Genomic DNA, 17,124 nt, shown 5'->3' with positions numbered 1-17,124 from the left:
CTGAGCGGCGTCCGCCTCACGTGCGGACCTCGAGGGACCTAGGAGTCCTTGCGGCCCAGCATCTTGTTGACCCGCGTGCCCACGCCCCAGGACATGACCCGCCAGGCCGCCTCCGTGACGATGTCGCGGCTCATCTTGCTCTCACCGCGCTCGCGTTCGATGAAGGTGACCGGGACCTCGATGACGTGGAAGCCCGCCTTGACGGCGCGCCAGGCCAGGTCGATCTGGAAGCAGTAGCCCTGCGAGGCGACCTCGTCCATGCCGATGCCCTCGAGCGTCTCCTTGCGGAACGCGCGGTAGCCGGCCGTCATGTCGCGGATCGGCACATCGAGGAGCAGGCGGGAGTACGTGCTGCCGCCCCGGGAGATGAACTCGCGGGACTTGGGCCAGTTGACGATGCGGCCGCCGGGCACCCAGCGGGAACCGATCACCAGATCCGCGCCCTTGAGCGCGGTGAGCAGCCGGGGCAGCTCCTCGGGCTGGTGGGAGCCGTCGGCGTCCATCTCCACCAGTACGCCGTAGCCGTGCTCGATCCCCCAGCGGAAGCCCGCCAGATAGGCGGCGCCGAGGCCCTCCTTGCCCTTGCGGTGCAACACCTTGACGTGGTCGTCCTCGGCAGCCAGCTCATCGGCGACCTTGCCCGTGCCGTCCGGGCTGTTGTCGTCCGCGACGAGGATGTGCGCGTCCGGAACCGACTCCCGGACCCGCGCGACGATCGGCTTGAGGTTCTCCGCCTCGTTGTAGGTCGGGATGATCACCAAGGTCGTACCGAGCGGACCGTACTTCCGCCGCCCGCCGTCGTCCTGACTCTCGCTGCTACGGCGCGGCTCGTCGGCCTCGGTGCGCGGCTGGTCGGCCTCGCGTGCGTCGCTCACGGCGTCGGATTGTTCGCTTCCCCGCCCGCGAGGCGAATCGTCACGGTCGTTGCTCCGGCGCGGCTGGTCGGCCTCGCGTGCGTCGCTCACGGCTACTGCCCCTTCTAGTCCGTACGTCCCCGACGGCCGATCATGATCGCGGCCGCGCAGGACAGAACGCCCACCATAGCGAGCACCCACTCAGGGATCGCACCGACGCGGTCGGCCAGGGTCTTGCCGTCACGCAGCGGGATGCGCGCGGTGAGCACATCTTGCGTGAATTCTTTCGTCCGCTGCTCGATCGTGCCATCCGGGGAGACCACCGCGCTGATCCCACTGGTGGCCGCGGTGATCATCGGACGGCCGTGTTCGATCGCCCTCAGCTTGGACATCACCAACTGCTGCTCGGGCTGGCCGCTGCGCCCGTACGTGGCGTTGTTGGTCTGGACGACGATCGCCCGAGCGCCCGCGTTGACCGTGTCGCGGACGATCTCGTCGTACGCGACCTCGAAGCAGATCACATCGCCGAGCCGGGCCGGGCCGACCTTCAGCACCCCGGTGTGGTCGCCGGGGTAGAAGTCGCGGGGCACCCGCTGGAGCCGGGTGATGATCTTGCTGAGCTGCTGGCGGAAGGGGACGTACTCGCCGAAGGGCACCGGATGCTGCTTGGTGTACGAGGCGCCGGGGCCGGTCTCGGGGTCCCAGACGATGCCCTGGTTCTCCACGTAGCCCTGCTTGGTCGGATGGTCGACCAGGGCTCCGACCAGCACCGGAACGCCGATCGCCTTGACGGCCTCGTCGATCCGGGCGTATGCCTCGCGGTACTGGTAGGGGTCGAGGTCGGAGGCGTTTTCCGGCCATATGACGAGATCGGGCTTGGCGATCCGGCCGGCCTTGACGTCCTTCGCCAGGTCCAGGGTCGCCTTCACATGGTTGTTGAGGATCATCATGGGGCGGCCCAGGAAGTCCATTCCGGCCTGCTGCACATTGCCCTGGACCACGGCGATGTCGACCGAGTCGGCGGCGGCGGTGGGGATGGGCACCGCGAATCCGGCCGCCGTCACGGCGGCGGCGACGGCCACCGCCCCGGCGGCGGGCAGGGCGCCGCGCGGTGAGAGGCCCCCGGTGCCGCGCAGCCGCCACAGGACGAGCGCGGCGGAGGCGAGCGCCCCGCCCGTCAGCGCGACGGCGAAGGTGACCAGCGGGGCGCCGCCCAGCGCGGCGAGCGGGGTGTAGGGCGATCCGGTGTTGGCGAAGGCCAGCCGGCCCCAGGGGAAGCCGCCGAAGGGCGCCCGGTCGCGGGCCCACTCCTCGGTGACCCACAGACAGGCCGTCCACAGCGGCCACAGGGCCGGTACCGGCAGCCGGGAGACCAGGGCCAGGCCGGCCCCCATCAGCGCGAGGAAGGCCGCCTCGATGGCGGACAGGCCCACCACCGCGTCCCAGCCCACGACGCTGAGCCATTTCAGCAGCAGCAGGAAGAACGGCAGCCCGAAGGCGAAGCCTGTCCAGGCGCCCTGGCGGGCCGTGCGGCCGCGGGTGAGCAGGGCCAGGGCGGCGACGGCCACCAGGGACAGCGGCCACACCCCGAACGGCGGGAAGGCGAAGCCGAGCGCGAGCCCGCTGACCGCCGCGAGCGCGCTGCGCCGCGCCTCGCGGCGGGCGAGCCGGCCCAGACGGCGCAGCCGGCCCGGCCGGCGCTCCCCGGCGGCCGGCCCGGACACGGGCGCGGACGCCGCCGTCCCCGTCCCTGTCCCGGTCTCCCCGGCGGCACGGCTTTCCCCGGCGGCACCGCTCTCGGCGGCGCCGCCGGTGGGCGGCACGGCGGCGGAACCGGTCCGCTGACCCGGTCTGTCTGCGCCCGGCCCGGTGGGGGCGGCTTCGGCGGTGGTGTCGGAACCCGATGGCACGGTGCGGCCTTCCTGCAAGGTCGTGCTGTGGTGAGCTGACCGTATAACGCGGGCGCGCGGAAGTGGCCCGGAGGTGCGGAATGTGGCCCCGAGGTACGGAACGTCCCGGCCCTGGCGGGGGTTCCCCGCCCGGCGGTGGTGCCGCCCCCGCGCCGGGGGCGGTCCGCCGTGTGCGCGTGCGGATGGGGGCCCGACGCCCTTCGGGCCGGCCTGGGACCCGCTGGCTGCGGGTCGACCGAGAGCCGTTGTCTACTGAGCGTCCGGGCCCCTCCCGGGTCGCACCTGCCGACCCGGCGATCCCTCCCTCGCCCCCGTGCGCTGGACCTGGCTCCCAGTGGTGGCGCGCCGCGGCGGCGCGTCTCCCTCTGGCCCAGCGGCGTTCGACGACTGCGTGAAGATTCCCCGGTCGGGCGTCCTGTGGTGGACGCAGCCGAACCTACCGGCCACCGACCGCACCCTGTCAACAGCCGCATGACCTGCGCCGTTTCCTCAAATGACCAGGTCAGTACGGACAGTGTTCAGATGCCACGACAGGCCGGGGGCTCATCGTTCGGCGTACGGCGTGCCCGCGCGTCACTCGTCCGGACGGAGATGGACGGTGCGTCCGCCCACCACCGTGCGCACGCACACGGGCAGTTGGCCGCCGGGGGTGAGATCGGGCAGGCCGGGGGTGCCCGAGCGCGGATCGGTCGACCACCCGGCGACCCGGGTGTCGGGCACCTGCACGATCAGCTCACCGGTCCGCCAGATCGCGTAGTCGGCGGGCGCGCCGGGCGCCAGGACGCCCGCGTCGTCCCGCCCGATGGCCCGCCAGCCGCCGCGGGTGTGGGCGGTGAAGGCGGCGCGGACGGAGATCCGGTGCTCGGGGGTGCGGTGGAAGGCGGCGGCGCGCACGGTGCCCCAGGGGTCGAGCGGGGTGACAGGGCTGTCGGAGCCGAGCGCCAGGGGCACACCGGCGCGCAGCATCGCCGCGTAGGGGTTGAGGGTGCGGGCCCGCTCGGGGCCGAGCCGCTGGGCGTACATGCCGTCCGTACCGCCCCAGAGGGCGTCGAAGGCGGGCTGGACGGACGCGGTGAGGCCGAGTTCGGCGAAGGCCGCGATGGTCTCGGGGGTGAGCATCTCGGCGTGTTCGACGCGGTGCCGGGCGGCCCGGACGCGGGTGAGGCCGACCTTGTCGGCGGCGGCCCGTACGCCCTCCACGACGGCCGTGACGGCGGCGTCGCCGATGGCGTGGAAACCGGCCTGGATCCCGGCCTCGGTGCAGGCGATGACATGCGCGGCGACGGCCGCCGCGTCCAGATGGGCGGTGCCGGTGTGCGGCGTGTCGGCGTACGGCTGGTGGAGACACGCCGTATGGGAGCCGAGCGCCCCGTCCACGAAGAGGTCGCCCGCCGCGCCGATGGCGCCGAGCTCGCGCACCTTGTCCAGGTCGGCGGCGCTGCTCGCGGCCTCGGCCCAGTAGCCGTACACCCGCGGCCCCGGCTCCTCGGCGGCGAGCCGCAGCAGCCCGGTGAGGTCGTCCTCGGAGGAGATGTCCGGCCCTGCGCACTCGTGGACGGTGCCGATGCCCAGCGAGGCGGCGCGGGCGAGGGCGGCCCGCTGGGCCTCGGCGCGCTGCCGCTCGGTGAGGCCCGCGTGGGCGGCGGCCCGCACCGCGTGGTGGGCGGCGCCGGTCAGCGGCGTGTCGGGGTGGTAGCCGGCCAGCTCGGACACGCCGGGGACGAGGTCGAGCGTCGCGGTGGTGACGACGGCGGAGTGCACATCGATGCGGGTGAGGTACAGGGGGCGGCCGCCGGTCGCCGCGTCGAGTTCGGCACGGGAGGGCGGACGTCCCTCGGGCCAGCGGGCGGCGTCCCAGCCGTGGCCGAGCAGCACCCGGTCGGCGGGGCGGGCGGCGGCGTGGGCGCGCACCCGCTCCAGCGCGTCGGCGAGGGTACGGGCGCCCGTGAGATCGAGTCCGGTGAGGGCGAGCCCGGTCGCGGTGGTGTGCACATGCGCATCGGTGAAGGCGGGCGTCACCAGCGCCCCGTCCAGCTGGACGACCTCGTCCACGCCGTCGGCGAAGCTGTCCGCGGCCCCTTCGGAGCCGACCCAGGCGATGGTGCCGCGCTCGACGACCATCGCGGTCGCGAACGGATCGGCGGGGCTGTGGACCTCGCCTCCGCGCAGCAGGACGGTGCGGGCTTCGGGGGCCTGGGCGGGGGTCGGGTCGTTCACGGCGGGCTGCCTCGGTGGGGGTGCGAGAGTAAGGGGGCGGGAAGTGCTCAGATGCGCGGCGGACGCGCCTCGTAGGGCGTGGAGAGGACCACGGTGGTGCGGGTGGAGACACCGGCCAGCGAGCGGATCCGGCTGAGCAGGTGCTCCAGCTCCAGCGGGGTGGCGACGCGCACCTTGAGAATGTAGTTCTCATCGCCCGCGACGCTGTGGCACGCCTCGATCTCGGGCACCTCGGCGAGCCGCTCGGAGATGTCGTCGGGCGCGCTGGGGTCGAAGGGTTTGACCGAGATGAACGCGGTGAGGGGGAGCCCGACCGCCTCGGGGTCCACGACGGCGGCGTAGCCGCGGATCACGCCCCGCTGTTCGAGGCGGCGAACCCGCTGGTGCACGGCCGATGTGGACAGGCCGGTGGCCTTGCCCAGGTCCGTGTAGCTCATCCGCCCGTCCTTGACGAGCAGCTCCACGATCTGTCTGTCCAACTCCTCCACAGCCGATCACCTTATGTGGTCGGGGGCGCTCCGGCACAGCCGGTGGGCGCGGCCGGCACAGGCTCCTCATGGATCGCATCCGCACCGCGTCCGCACCGCATCTGCATCGGGCATGTGACGAACGCCACATATCCTCGTGGGTGTCCTATGAGTTGCGGCGATTACCTATGCGGCCGCGAGGGAAATGCTTGCTGTGGTCGAGGACGACGTGCCTGGCCGGCCCACACGAGGGGGAAACTCATGCCTCATCTTGAGCGCCTCGACGCAGGCGACATCGACACCGACGAGAACAACGACACCTATGAGATGTTCCGGGTGATCTGCCCGGACTGCACGCGCCCCATCGCGCTCCTCGCCAACGAGGACGTCCTTCCGGAGCACGCGCTGTGCTCCTCCCCGTGGGACCCGTTCGGCCTCACGGTCTGCGCCGGTACCGGCCGCCGGGTCACCGACGCCACCCCCGCCGACGCGTCGCTGGACGCCTATGAGCGGGACGCCGCGCTGCTGCTGACGCTTCCGGAGGGTCTGGACTGGCGGATGCAGCCGTTCTCGCACCTCGGCGGCCCCGGCTCCCGGCCGGTCCGTTTCCCGGTGACGCGGCGCTAGGAACACGGCGGGGGCGCCGATCGCGCCCCCTGCAAGACTCACTCATGCGCCACCCGCTCATGCGCTACGCGCGCATGCGCTGCTCGCCCATGCGCGGGCAGCCCGGCTCTGCGGCTCGGGGCCCACGAGCATGCGGGCGATGACGCCCCGCCGCACCTGATGGGCGGCCTCTTGGCACCCTCCACCATCCGGGCGACCTCGACTCGCGCATCACGCGCCCGACCTGGAGGTCCGCCGGGTAGCCGTATCCGCCGAGCAGTTGGCCGGCGTCGGTGGCGATCCGCAGCGCGGTGCCCGTACGAGGCGCGCCCGGCCTCGATCCGGGTGGGCATGCCGGCGGGCATGGAACGCAGCCCCTGGACGCCGGCCCTCGGCCGGCCGCACTGCCGCCGCCGCGCGGGGTACGCGAGCGCTTCACCCGGCGCCGCCTGGGCGACGCCGACGACGCAGGCCCCGCGACGTCCCGACGGTCCGCGCCGACAGCGGACAGAGTGATCACGAACCCCTGACCCTTGTCGCCGATGCGGCGGACGCCGGGGCTCCACGCCTTGCCGAGGGGGATGCGGACGGTCGGCGAACCGGCCGTGCCCCACGGTGCCCGCGCCGCCCGGCGTCGCCAAGAAGTACGCGGCCGGTCGTTCCTTGCCGCCGCAGCGGGCGCGAGCGCGGCAGGCCAGGGTGCGGGCGCCGAGGCCGACGGCCGGCCGGGCCGCGGCAAACCCCCGGGTGGAGAGACCCCGCACGGCCGGTCGCCGCCGCCGATGGTGCCGCGGCGGCGTGCGCCGGGGTGCGGCGGACCGCCGACGATCTCCCGCGCGCACTCCCCGATGACGCGCATGCGGAGCAAATTGGCCCAGACCATTGACCCTACTGGTCTAGTCCTTCTACCGTTTCCCCACCCTGTCCTGCGCGTTCATGTCAAGCTTTGGGCAGGTCGTCGGGCAGTTCACTCTCCCCTCACCCCCCACCGAGGAGATTCCATGCTCAGACCACGCAGACTGTTCGCCGCGCTCGCGGCGACCTGTACGGCGGTCGTGACCGCCACTCTGCTCGCGGGCTCGGCCGCCGCCGGTGAACCCCAGAGCGTCGGAACACCCACGGCCGCGTCCCAGGCCGCCGGGACCCCCACCACGAAGGCCGCCGGCGACAAGGTCGTCGGCTACTTCACCGAATGGGGCATCTACCAGCGGAACTACCACGTCAAGAACATCGAGACCTCGGGCTCGGCCGCCAAGCTCACCCACATCAACTACGCCTTCGGCAATGTCACCGGCGGCAAGTGCGCCATAGGCGACTCCTACGCCGACTACGACAAGGCGTACGACGCGGCGAGCAGCGTCGACGGCCAGGCCGACACCTGGGACGCGGGCGCGCTGCGCGGCAACTTCAACCAGCTGCGCAAGCTGAAGAAGCTCCACCCGAACCTCAAGGTGCTGTGGTCGTTCGGCGGCTGGACCTGGTCCTCCGGGTTCGCCGAGGCCGCCAAGAACCCCGCGGCCTTCGCCCAGTCCTGCTACGACCTGGTCGAGGACTCGCGCTGGGCGGATGTCTTCGACGGCATCGACATCGACTGGGAGTACCCCAACGCCTGCGGCAACACCTGCGACAGCAGCGGTAAGGACGCCTTCAAGAACCTGATGGCCGCGCTGCGCGCCAAGTTCGGTTCGTCCAACCTGGTGACCGCCGCGATCACGGCCGACGCCTCTTCCGGCGGCAAGATCGACGCCGCCGACTACGCGGGCGCCGCGCAGTACGTCGACTGGTACAACCCGATGACGTACGACTTCTTCGGTGCCTGGGCCGCACAGGGCCCCACCGCCCCGCACTCGCCGCTCACCTCCTATGACGGCATTCCGCAGGACGGCTTCAACACCGACGCCGCCATCCAGAAGCTCAAGGGCCTGGGCGTCCCGGCCTCGAAGCTGCTGCTGGGCATAGGCTTCTACGGACGCGGCTGGAGCGGCGTCAGCCAGGACGCCCCCGGCGGCACGGCGACCGGCGCCGCGCCCGGCACCTACGAGGCGGGCATCGAGGACTACAAGGTCCTCAAGAACTCCTGCCCGGCGACCGGCACGGTCGCGGGGACGGCCTACGCGCACTGCGGCAACCAGTGGTGGAGCTACGACACCCCCTCCACCATCGCCGGGAAGATGACCTACAAGCAGCAGCAGGGCCTGGGCGGCACCTTCTTCTGGGAGCTCAGCGGCGACACCTCCAACGGTGAGCTGATCAAGTCCATCAGCTGACTCCATAGATCCCTCGCCGACGCGGGCGGGGAGCCATCACCGGCTCCCCGCCCGCGTTGTCGTGCGCACCGGGCGCGTTGTGCGGGAGCGGCGGGCGGCCGTCCGGGGTCCGGCCGTCAAGGGTTCAGCCGACCGGTCGTCAAGGGTTCAAGCGTTGCGCGAGGGGGCGCGAGGAGCGTAGGCGGAGGAGATCCCTCGCGCCGCACCCCGGGTGAACGCGCGCCATCCGGGGCGCGTACCCGAACGCGGCTTGTTCCGACTATTGCGGGGCATCCGCCCCACAAGGAAATCTGAGCGCAGGGGCGGCCCGCACCGCCCCTGTACGTGAACCAAAGGAACGATCATGAGCACCGAGCAGTGCCCGAGCTGCGGCGGCCAACTCGCCGTCAACCAGGACGGGTGGAAGATCTGCCACTCCTGCGGCTATGCCTCCCCGCCCGGTGTCATGCCCGCCCCCGCCCCGTCCGCCCACCCCTGACCGGCCGCAGCCGGCCGGCCGACTCCCCCGCCCCTCCGTACCGCTGAATGAGGCACCGTGGTCAATCCCTGGCTGGCGATGGCGTCCGGCACCGACCCGGCGGAGCGCACCCGTGCCGTGCGCCGCGCCCATGAGGCGTTTCTGACCGAGGGGGCGGTGGGCCCCGCCGTGCGCCCGGTGGTGGCGGAGTCCTGGCGGCGCTCGGCGCATGCGCGGGTCGTCCAGGAGTGCAAGGCGCCGATCGATCTGGCGGACGGCGCGCTGGAGGCGTACCGGGCGGACCATCCGCTGGCCCGGGTGATGCCCCTGTTCCGGGAGCTGCTGGGCGGTATCGCCTACGACGGGGCCCATCTGCTCGCGGTCTGCGACGAACAGGGCCGGCTGCTGTGGGTGGAGGGGCACGCGGGCGTACGGAACCGGGCCGAGCGGATGAACTTCGTGGCCGGGGCGCGCTGGGACGAGCGCCATGCCGGCACCAACGCGCCCGGGACGGCGCTCACCGTCGACCATGCGGTGCAGATCTTCGCCACCGAGCACTTCAACCGCACGGTGCAGCCGTGGACCTGCGCCGCGGCCCCCGTCCACGATCCGCACACCGGGCGGCTGCTGGGCGCGGTGGACATCACCGGCGGGGACCATCTGGCCGCCCCGCACAGCCTGGCCCTGGTGCAGGCGACCGCCCGCGCCGCCGAGGCCCAACTGGCCGCTGAGCGGCCGCGGGCGCGCGAGCCGCGGATCAGCCTGACGGCGCTGGGCCGGGACGAGGCCGTGCTGGTGTCCGGCGGGCGGCGGCTGCGGCTGGGGCGGCGGCACAGCGAGATCATGGTGCTGCTGGCCGGTCATCCGGAGGGGCTGTCCGGCGACCGGCTGACGCTCGAGCTGTACGGGCCCCGGGCCGACGACCGGTCCCCGGTGACGCTGCGGGCCGAGCTGTCGCGGCTGCGCCGGCTGGTGGGCCCGCTGCTGGGCTCGCGCCCGTACCGGCTCTGCGCACCGGTGCGGACCGATCTCGGGGCCGCGGCCGACGCGCTGGCCGCCGGTGATGTGTCCACGGCGCTGCGGGCGTATCCGGGGCCGCTGCTGCCGCTGTCGGAGGCGCCCGGGGTGTGCCGGATGCGGCAGGTGCTGGAGGACGGGCTGCGGCGTGCCGTGCTGTCCCACGGCGATCCCGAACTGCTGCGGCACTGGGCGCAGACGCCGTGGGGCGAGGACGATCTGGAGGTCGCGGAGGCGCTGCTGACCGCGCTTCCGGCGGATGCGCCGGGGCGGGCGGGGCCGGCGGCGCGGGTGCGGCGGCTGCGGGAGCTGTACGGGCTGCCGGGCGAGGCCGGGTACACGGATGGCGGCCGGTACGCCGACGGCGCCCGGTACGCGCGCCCCGCCTCCCGTGACGCAACGTCCGCGCAACGTGGCCGCGCCTAGCCTCACCGTCGGCTCCGGCCGCATGGGCGCGGGCGGAGCCCGGGACGCGTCCGCACGACGCGCCCGGCAACCGGAACACCGGATCCATCACGCGTGACACCACGGGAGGCCGCCCCATGACGCGTTTCGCAAGCCCCGGCTCCGAGGGATCGGTCGTCAGCTACCAGCCGCGCTACGACCACTGGATCGGCGGGGAGTACGTGCCGCCCGCCCAGGGCCGCTATTTCGAGAACCCGACCCCCGTCAACGGGCAGCCGTTCACGGAGGTCGCCCGGGGTACCGCCGAGGACGTCGAGCGGGCCCTGGACGCCGCCCACGCGGCCGCACCCGCCTGGGGCCGCACCGCGCCCGCGGAACGCGCCTCGGTGCTGCTGCGGATCGCCGACCGGATGGAGCAGAACCTGGAGGCGCTCGCGGTCGCGGAGAGCTGGGAGAACGGCAAGCCGGTACGGGAGACGCTGGCCGCCGACATCCCGCTGGCCATCGACCACTTCCGCTATTTCGCGGGAGCGATCCGGGCCCAGGAGGGCAGCCTCTCCGAGCTCGACCACGACACGGTCGCGTACCACTTCCACGAGCCGCTGGGCGTGGTCGCCCAGATCATCCCGTGGAACTTCCCCATCCTGATGGCCACCTGGAAGCTCGCCCCGGCGCTGGCCGCGGGCAACGCGGTGGTCCTGAAGCCGGCCGAGCAGACGCCCGCCTCGATCCACGTCTGGATGAACCTGGTGGCCGATCTGCTGCCCCCGGGTGTGGTCAACATCGTCAACGGCTTCGGCGTGGAGGCCGGGAAGCCGCTGGCGTCCAGCTCCCGGGTGGCCAAGGTCGCCTTCACCGGGGAGACCACGACCGGCCGGCTGATCATGCAGTACGCGAGCGAGAACCTGATCCCGGTCACCCTGGAGCTCGGCGGCAAGAGCCCGAACATCTTCTTCGACGACGTCTCGGCCACCGACGACGACTTCCTGGACAAGGCGCTGGAAGGCTTCACCATGTTCGCCCTCAACCAGGGCGAGGTGTGCACCTGCCCTTCGCGGGCGCTGGTCCAGGGCGGCCACTACGAGGCGTTCATGGACGCGGCCGTGGCCCGTACGGAGAAGATCACGCAGGGGCATCCACTGGACACCGACACCATGATCGGCGCCCAGGCCTCCAACGACCAGCTCGAGAAGATCCTGTCGTACCTGGACATCGGCCGGCAGGAGGGCGCCCGCGTCCTCACCGGCGGCAGCCGCGCCGAACTCGGCGGTGAGCTGGAGGGCGGCTACTACGTCCAGCCCACGATCTTCGAGGGCGGCAACCACATGCGGGTCTTCCAGGAGGAGATCTTCGGACCGGTGGTGGCGGTGGCCCGGTTCACCGACCTCGCCGACGCGATCGGGATCGCCAACGACACGCTCTACGGGCTGGGCGCGGGCGTGTGGACCCGGGACGGCACGACCGCGTACCGCGCCGGACGCGCCATCCAGGCGGGCCGGGTGTGGACCAACTGCTACCACGCCTATCCGGCGCACGCCGCCTTCGGCGGCTACAAGCAGTCCGGGATCGGCCGCGAGACCCACAAGATGATGCTGGACCACTACCAGCAGACGAAGAACCTGCTGGTGTCGTACTCGCCGAAGAAGCTCGGCTTCTTCTAGACGCGCAGAAAGGGCGCCTGGCCAGGACGGATGTCCGGCAGGCGCCCTTTTTGGGCGCACCGTCCACACCGCGAGTCGCAAGCCGTCCGCCTGATAGCGGGAAGACGCGTCCCCACCCGCGGTGGTTCACCTCGGGCCCGGCCTCGCGAAGAACACTGTGGATCTCCCTAGGGCGCTACCTCATCCTTTGACGTCCTCCGGATGATCAGCGTAATTTCTCCGCTGAAGTAGCTATTGCCTGGCTGGTTTTCAGCAGGTAAACCCGGCCCGCCCGTTATGCGCCGCACACAGGGCGGGCCCGGTTGAACGACGATGTGGAGATGGGTGACGGTGAATTCCCGATCGGACACGATCGCCGTATTCGGTGCGGGGGTCATGGGGCGCAGCATCACCGCACTGGCGCTGGGCCGCGGGGTGGATGTCGTCCTGGTCGACGTCTCGGAAGACATACTCCAAAAGGCCCGGACGGAAATCGCCCAGCAGATGCGGCACGGGCAGTTCATGGGCGCCTTCCCCGACGGGCAGGTGGCCGGAACGCTGACCACGACGCTGTCCGGCACGGACGCGGCGGACGCCGGTGTCGTGATCGAGGCGATCACCGAGGACGCCTCGCTCAAGGCGCGGATCATGGCGGAGATCTCCGGCATGCTCCCCGCCGGAATCCCGGTGATCACCAACACCTCGGGCATCCCCGTCGCCGAGCTGGCGAAGTCGGTGCGACGCCCCGAGGACCTGGCCGGGGCGCACTTCATGAATCCGGCCTATCTCATTGAGATGGTCGAGGTCATCCGTGGTCCGCAGACCGGCGACGAGACCATGGCCGCGGTCCGGTCCGCCCTGGAGCGGCTGGGGAAGAAGACGGTCGTCGTGCGCGATGCGCCGGGGTTCGTCACCAGCAGGCTGCTGCATCCCATGATCAATGAAGCGGTGAGGATCGTGGCCGAGGGCGTCGCGAGCGTCGAGTCCGTGGACCGGCTGATGCACGGATGCCTCGGTCACCCCACCGGTCCGCTGCGCACCGCCGATCTGATCGGGCTGGACAATCTCGCGGACGCTCTTCGGCTGCTGGCCGAGCGGACCGGGAATTCCACCTTCGAGCCCTGTGAACTTCTCCTGGAGAAGGTGCGCCGCGGCGATCTGGGGCGCAAGACGGGGCGGGGTTTCTATGACTATGGAAAGGTGCTTTCGTGAATATGGACCAGCCGATCACCGCCGAGGGGATCGAGCAGGCGATTACGGCGTTCGTCTCGGAGCGGGTCAAGGCGGAGGTCCCTGCCGACCAGGATCTCTTCGCCTCGGGGCTGGTGTCGTCGATGTTCGCGATGGAGCTCGTCGTCCATCTGGAGCAGACGTTCTCCGTGCAGATCCTGGGGGACGATCTGAAGCGGGACAACTTCCGCACCATTGAGGGCATGACCGCCCTGGTGGGGCGTCTGCTCGGCGCCGGGCGAACCGCCGATGCCTGAGCCGCTCGCCGGTGCGCGCGAGCTCGTCGACGATCTCGTCGGTGACCGGGCCGCGGAGTGGGACCGGAACGGTCTGATCCCCGACGACGTGCTGCGGACACTGGCCGCCCGCGGCCTGCTGTGTGCGGGGGTGCCGGAGACCTTCGGCGGACTCGCGGCGAGCAGCGCCGCCAATGGTGAGTTCACCGCCCATGTCGGCAGCCGGTGCAGTTCGCTGCGGAGCGTGATGACCTCGCAGGGCATGGCCGCGTGGACCATCCAGCGCCTGGGCAGTCCGCAACAGCACGCGGAGTACCTGCCGAAGCTGGCCGGTGGCCGGCTCGCCGCCGTCGCGTTCAGCGAACCGGAGGCGGGCAGCGATCTGTCGGCGATGACCACGACCATCGAACCGGACGGTGACACCGTCGTCGTCCGCGGACAGAAGGTCTGGACCACCGCGGCCCATTACGCCGATCTGATCGTCGTCGTCGGACGCCATGGTTCCGGGGCGGCCGCCGTCGTGGTGCCCGTGTCGACCCCGGGCGTCACCGTCCGCAGGGTCCCGAGTCCGTCCGGCTGCCGGGCGGCCGGACACGCGGATGTGCACCTCGACGATGTGCGGCTGCCCGCCACCGCGGTGCTCGGCGGCGGGCAGCCGCTGATGCTCCTGGTGACCAGCGCGCTGGCGTACGGACGCCTCTCGGTCGCCTGGGGCTGCGTGGGCATCCTGCGGGCCTGTCTCGACGCCGCCCGTGGCCACGCCCGCGTCCGGCGGCAGTTCGGAAAGCCGCTCGCCGAACACCAGCTGGTCGGCCGCCACCTGGCGAATCTGCTGACCTCCGAGCAGATCGCCACCCGGGTGTGTGAACACGCCAGCCGGTGCTGGGACAGCGGCTCCCCCGACATGGTCGTCGCCGGCGTCCTGGCCAAGCAGGTGAGCGCGGTCCAGGCCGCGCAGGGCGCCGCCGCGGCCGTACAGGTCCTGGGCTCGGCCGCCGCCCACGAGGGCCATGTGGTCGAGCGCGCCTACCGCGACGCGAAGCTCATGGAGCTCATCGAGGGCAGTACCGAGATCTGCCAGCTGATCCTCGCCGACCACGCCGTGTCGATGCCGGCGTCATGACCCAAGGAAGCGCTGTGGCCCAACCGCCCCCGATCGTGAAGTGCCTGGTGTGGGACCTCGACAACACCCTGTGGCAGGGCACGCTGCTGGAGGACGGGAAGGTGACGCTCGCCGCCCCGGTGCGGGAGCTCATCGCCGAACTGGACGGCCGGGGCATCCTCCAGTCGGTTGCCAGCAAGAACGACCACGACCAGGCGTGGCAGCAGCTGGTGGAGCTGGGCGTGGCCGAGTACTTCGTGTTGCCGCGCATCGGCTGGGGCCCGAAGTCCGATGCGGTGCGAGAGATCGCCGCCGAGCTCAACTTCGCGCTCGACACGATCGCTTTCGTCGATGACCAGCCGGCGGAGCTGGCGGAGGTCCGGTTCCATCTGCCGGAGGTGCGCTGCTACTCCGCCGAGCGGCTGCCCGAGTTCTCCGCCCTGCCGGAATTCAGCCCGGCGACGGTGACGGTGGACGCGCGCCGCCGTCGGCAGATGTACCAGGCCGGATTCCAGCGGAAGGCGGCCGAGGCGGAGTTCCAGGGGCCGAGCGATGACTTCCTGCGCTCGCTGGACCTGGTGATGGACATCGAGCGCGCCACCGAGGAACAGCTGTCCCGGGTGGAGGAGCTGACGCTGCGCACCAGTCAGATGAACGCGACCGGAGTGCACTACTCCCTCGCGGACCTGCGCACGCTGCTGGCCGATCCACGCCATGAGGTGCTGGTGACCATGCTCACCGACCGGTTCGGGCCGCATGGCGCGGTCGGTCTGGAACTGCTGGAGAAGCACCCAGGAGTCTGGAATCTGAAGCTGCTGGCCACGTCGTGCCGCGTGGTGTCGTTCGGCGCCGGTTCGGTGATCCTCGGCTGGCTTGTCGACCAGGCCGCACACGCGGGCGTCCACCTGGTGGCGGACTTCCGGCGGACCGAGCGCAACCGGATGATGGACATCGCCTACCGATTCGCCGGTTTCACCGATGAACCGTGTGACTGCCGGGCCGGGCTGCCCGCACCCGCGCACGAGGACATCCGGCGGCTGCATCTGGTTCCGGAGCCGCATGCCCCGTCGCCCACGATGAAGCTGAACGCCGTCAGTCTCCTGGGAGCCTGAGCCCTCCCCGGGCCGTCGGGACGCACCGCCTCCGGACGGCCCGGACGGGGAGCGGCCGGCGGGGAACCGGATCCGGTTTCCGGCCGGTTCCCCGCCTGGGCCGTCCGTGGGGTCGTTCAGCTGACCACCCTCGGGATGAACGCGGCGTGGGACCCGTCGGAGAAGCGGCGCAGTTCGATGCCGTACACCTCGGCGGGGTGCAGCTGCTGACCGAGGAATGCGATCACCCGGTTGAATTCAGGCGGAAATCGGCTGGCCACAATGGCCATGCGGAGCCTGCCGAGGGCCAGATTCGCCTCGATCGTACGCAGGAACGAACCCTCGTCGATGGGATACCCCATCTCCGCCAGCAGCTGCTCTCCGGTGCTGCCCTGCAATTGGGCGGTGTACTCGAGCGACCGCTGGAGTATGTGGACCGGCCAGTGCCGCGCCCCGCTGCCCGCGTAGTCGAGGATTTTGGCGAGGGCGCTGTGCGCGTTCCACGTGTCGTGTGGTTCCACCACTTCCACGAGTATCGGGATACCCGAGGAATCGGCGAAGAGATGGGTGGCGCTGAAGGAGTAGCCGTCCGTGTCCGGCATGACGTCCGTGGAGTTCCTGCGGATCAGCAGGAGCGAGGAGTTGGAGCCGGGCGCGTTCACCGTGGACAGCAGGTCCGGGTAACGGACGAGGATCTCGTGAAGTGGCAGTTCGGGGCTGGCCGACGTCGGGGTGAGCTGGGAGAGTCCGGTGTCGTTCTGCAAGACGATCCGCTGGTTCCAGGTCTCTGAGGCCGCTCCCGTGAGCGGCTCCCGCGGGCGTGCGTGTCTGCCGGACGTCAGCTGTCCCGGGTCGGCCGGCAGCAGCGCGGGACGCTCCATCCAGGGGTCGATCGGCACCAGACAGGAGTTCAGGATGAACGCCAGGGTCTTGTACGTTCCGGCGAGGGCCAGCAGTTCGAGGATCTGCTCCTCGCTGTAGCGCTCGGCCAGCCGCTTCCATGTGCCGTCCGACACCGCCGACTTGGTGTGGAGCTCGTCGACCGCCTGGAGCAGGGTGGCTTCGAACGGCGTCCAGTCGGCGGTGTCCTCCGAGGCGACTCGGGCGATCTCCGTCTCGTTCAGCCCGACGAACAGTCCCGCGGCGTGGTGGTGCGCCCAGACGTACGAGGCCTGTGAACGCCATGCTGTGCGCAGGATGACGAGTTCGCGTTCGCGGGCCGGCAGGACGTCGCCCGCCACATGCGACATCAGCGGCTGCATCGCGGGCAGCAGCGTCGGGTGGTTGGCGATGGTCCGGTGGACGTTCGGCGGGGGCCGGTCCGCGAGGAGCCCGTTCAGTGACTGGCCGATCTCCTGGGCGTAGACCTGGCCCGCGGGTGTGACGGCGAAGTCGTCCGCGTCCTGCGGATCGATCCTGGGCCGCATTCTCTCACCTTCGTGAATTGTGTTGGCGCGTCGACGTCTCATGGACGGGCGGCTTGGCGTTGTGGCACTTTTTCACCGGTCGAGGTCCAACGATAAGTGATCGCGCGGACTTTCAAACGCCGGAGATCTAGGGAAATCCCTAATATTTGGGGTCGGCGGTAAAGGCGGACAGCAAAAATCCCAAAACATTTTCCAGCC

14 protein-coding genes are annotated in these 17,124 nt (G+C 71.3%); 9 read left to right on the top strand and 5 right to left on the bottom strand.

All coding sequences use genetic code 11. The annotated features are described in order from the left end of the window. Positions 1-38: 38 nt before the first annotated feature. The 4 genes from N6H00_RS33705 to N6H00_RS33690 all read right to left on the bottom strand — a co-directional run bounded on the left by N6H00_RS33705 (position 39) and on the right by N6H00_RS33690 (position 5,469). Positions 39-761: a polyprenol monophosphomannose synthase gene (locus N6H00_RS33705; RefSeq protein ID WP_268977218.1), complete on the bottom strand. Its 723-nt coding sequence runs from the start codon at positions 759-761 to the stop codon at positions 39-41. Positions 762-979: 218 nt separating this feature from the next. Next, positions 980-2,764, bottom strand: coding sequence for an apolipoprotein N-acyltransferase (gene lnt, locus N6H00_RS33700; protein ID WP_268975618.1), 1,785 nt, complete (start codon positions 2,762-2,764; stop codon positions 980-982). Between the two features lie 573 nt (positions 2,765-3,337). Further along, positions 3,338-4,981, bottom strand: a complete 1,644-nt coding sequence (locus tag N6H00_RS33695) for an amidohydrolase (protein WP_443073122.1) — start codon at positions 4,979-4,981, stop codon at positions 3,338-3,340. Positions 4,982-5,028: 47 nt separating this feature from the next. Beyond that, positions 5,029-5,469, bottom strand: a complete 441-nt coding sequence (locus N6H00_RS33690) for an Lrp/AsnC family transcriptional regulator (protein WP_030838994.1) — start codon at positions 5,467-5,469, stop codon at positions 5,029-5,031. Between the two features lie 240 nt (positions 5,470-5,709). Here N6H00_RS33690 and N6H00_RS33685 point away from each other — a divergent pair, with 240 nt between their 5' ends. The 9 genes from N6H00_RS33685 to N6H00_RS33645 all read left to right on the top strand — a co-directional run bounded on the left by N6H00_RS33685 (position 5,710) and on the right by N6H00_RS33645 (position 15,520). Next, entirely contained in the window at positions 5,710-6,075 is a 366-nt protein-coding gene (locus N6H00_RS33685) for a hypothetical protein (protein ID WP_268975617.1), read from the top strand. A 980-nt stretch (positions 6,076-7,055) separates the two neighbouring features. Next, the gene (locus N6H00_RS33680) at positions 7,056-8,321 is read left to right on the top strand and encodes a glycoside hydrolase family 18 protein (protein WP_268975616.1); all 1,266 of its coding nucleotides are present in this window, start codon (positions 7,056-7,058) and stop codon (positions 8,319-8,321) included. A gap of 343 nt (positions 8,322-8,664) precedes the next feature. Beyond that, positions 8,665-8,799 (top strand): hypothetical protein, encoded by a 135-nt coding sequence (locus N6H00_RS33675; RefSeq protein WP_268975615.1) that lies wholly within the window; start codon positions 8,665-8,667, stop codon positions 8,797-8,799. Between the two features lie 57 nt (positions 8,800-8,856). After that, positions 8,857-10,221 carry a GAF domain-containing protein gene (locus N6H00_RS33670; protein ID WP_268975614.1) on the top strand — a complete coding sequence of 455 codons (1,365 nt, stop codon included), beginning with the start codon at positions 8,857-8,859 and terminating at the stop codon, positions 10,219-10,221. Between the two features lie 116 nt (positions 10,222-10,337). Next, positions 10,338-11,861 (top strand): aldehyde dehydrogenase, encoded by a 1,524-nt coding sequence (adh, locus tag N6H00_RS33665; protein WP_268975613.1) that lies wholly within the window; start codon positions 10,338-10,340, stop codon positions 11,859-11,861. 312 nt (positions 11,862-12,173) lie between these two features. Further along, entirely contained in the window at positions 12,174-13,052 is an 879-nt protein-coding gene (locus N6H00_RS33660) for a 3-hydroxyacyl-CoA dehydrogenase family protein (RefSeq protein ID WP_268975612.1), read from the top strand. A 2-nt stretch (positions 13,053-13,054) separates the two neighbouring features. Further along, positions 13,055-13,327 carry an acyl carrier protein gene (locus N6H00_RS33655; RefSeq protein ID WP_268975611.1) on the top strand — a complete coding sequence of 91 codons (273 nt, stop codon included), beginning with the start codon at positions 13,055-13,057 and terminating at the stop codon, positions 13,325-13,327. Further along, on the top strand, positions 13,320-14,429 hold the full coding sequence (locus N6H00_RS33650) for an acyl-CoA dehydrogenase family protein (protein ID WP_268975610.1): 1,110 nt from the start codon (positions 13,320-13,322) through the stop codon (positions 14,427-14,429). Before N6H00_RS33655 ends, N6H00_RS33650 begins: the two co-directional genes overlap by 8 nt. Beyond that, positions 14,426-15,520 (top strand): HAD-IIIC family phosphatase, encoded by a 1,095-nt coding sequence (locus N6H00_RS33645; RefSeq protein WP_443073121.1) that lies wholly within the window; start codon positions 14,426-14,428, stop codon positions 15,518-15,520. The genes N6H00_RS33650 and N6H00_RS33645 overlap by 4 nt, the downstream gene beginning before the upstream one ends. A 116-nt stretch (positions 15,521-15,636) precedes the next feature. Here the strand turns inward: N6H00_RS33645 and N6H00_RS33640 are convergent, their stop codons facing one another. Next, complete coding sequence (locus tag N6H00_RS33640) at positions 15,637-16,926, bottom strand: carboxymuconolactone decarboxylase family protein (RefSeq protein ID WP_268975608.1); 1,290 nt, start codon at positions 16,924-16,926, stop codon at positions 15,637-15,639. Positions 16,927-17,124 lie beyond the last annotated feature (198 nt).

The sequence above is a fragment of the Streptomyces sp. S465 genome, assembly GCF_026898115.1.
Classification (GTDB): Bacteria; Actinomycetota; Actinomycetes; order Streptomycetales; family Streptomycetaceae; genus Streptomyces; species Streptomyces luomodiensis.
The sequence above is the reverse complement of the archived record's forward strand: the minus strand, read 5'-3'. Positions and strand labels throughout refer to the sequence as shown.

Bases quoted from the DNA above. Each gene is read 5' to 3' on its own strand.
- N6H00_RS33675 (WP_268975615.1), top strand. From the start codon at position 8,665: ATGAGCACCGAGCAGTGCCCGAGCTGCGGCGGCCAACTCGCCGTCAAC.
- adh (WP_268975613.1), top strand. From the start codon at position 10,338: ATGACGCGTTTCGCAAGCCCCGGCTCCGAGGGATCGGTCGTCAGCTAC.
- N6H00_RS33655 (WP_268975611.1), top strand. From the start codon at position 13,055: ATGGACCAGCCGATCACCGCCGAGGGGATCGAGCAGGCGATTACGGCG.
- N6H00_RS33680 (WP_268975616.1), top strand. From the start codon at position 7,056: ATGCTCAGACCACGCAGACTGTTCGCCGCGCTCGCGGCGACCTGTACG.
- N6H00_RS33645 (WP_443073121.1), top strand. From the start codon at position 14,426: ATGACCCAAGGAAGCGCTGTGGCCCAACCGCCCCCGATCGTGAAGTGC.
- N6H00_RS33660 (WP_268975612.1), top strand. From the start codon at position 12,174: ATGTGGAGATGGGTGACGGTGAATTCCCGATCGGACACGATCGCCGTA.
- N6H00_RS33685 (WP_268975617.1), top strand. From the start codon at position 5,710: ATGCCTCATCTTGAGCGCCTCGACGCAGGCGACATCGACACCGACGAG.
- N6H00_RS33650 (WP_268975610.1), top strand. From the start codon at position 13,320: ATGCCTGAGCCGCTCGCCGGTGCGCGCGAGCTCGTCGACGATCTCGTC.
- N6H00_RS33640 (WP_268975608.1), bottom strand. From the start codon at position 16,926: ATGCGGCCCAGGATCGATCCGCAGGACGCGGACGACTTCGCCGTCACA.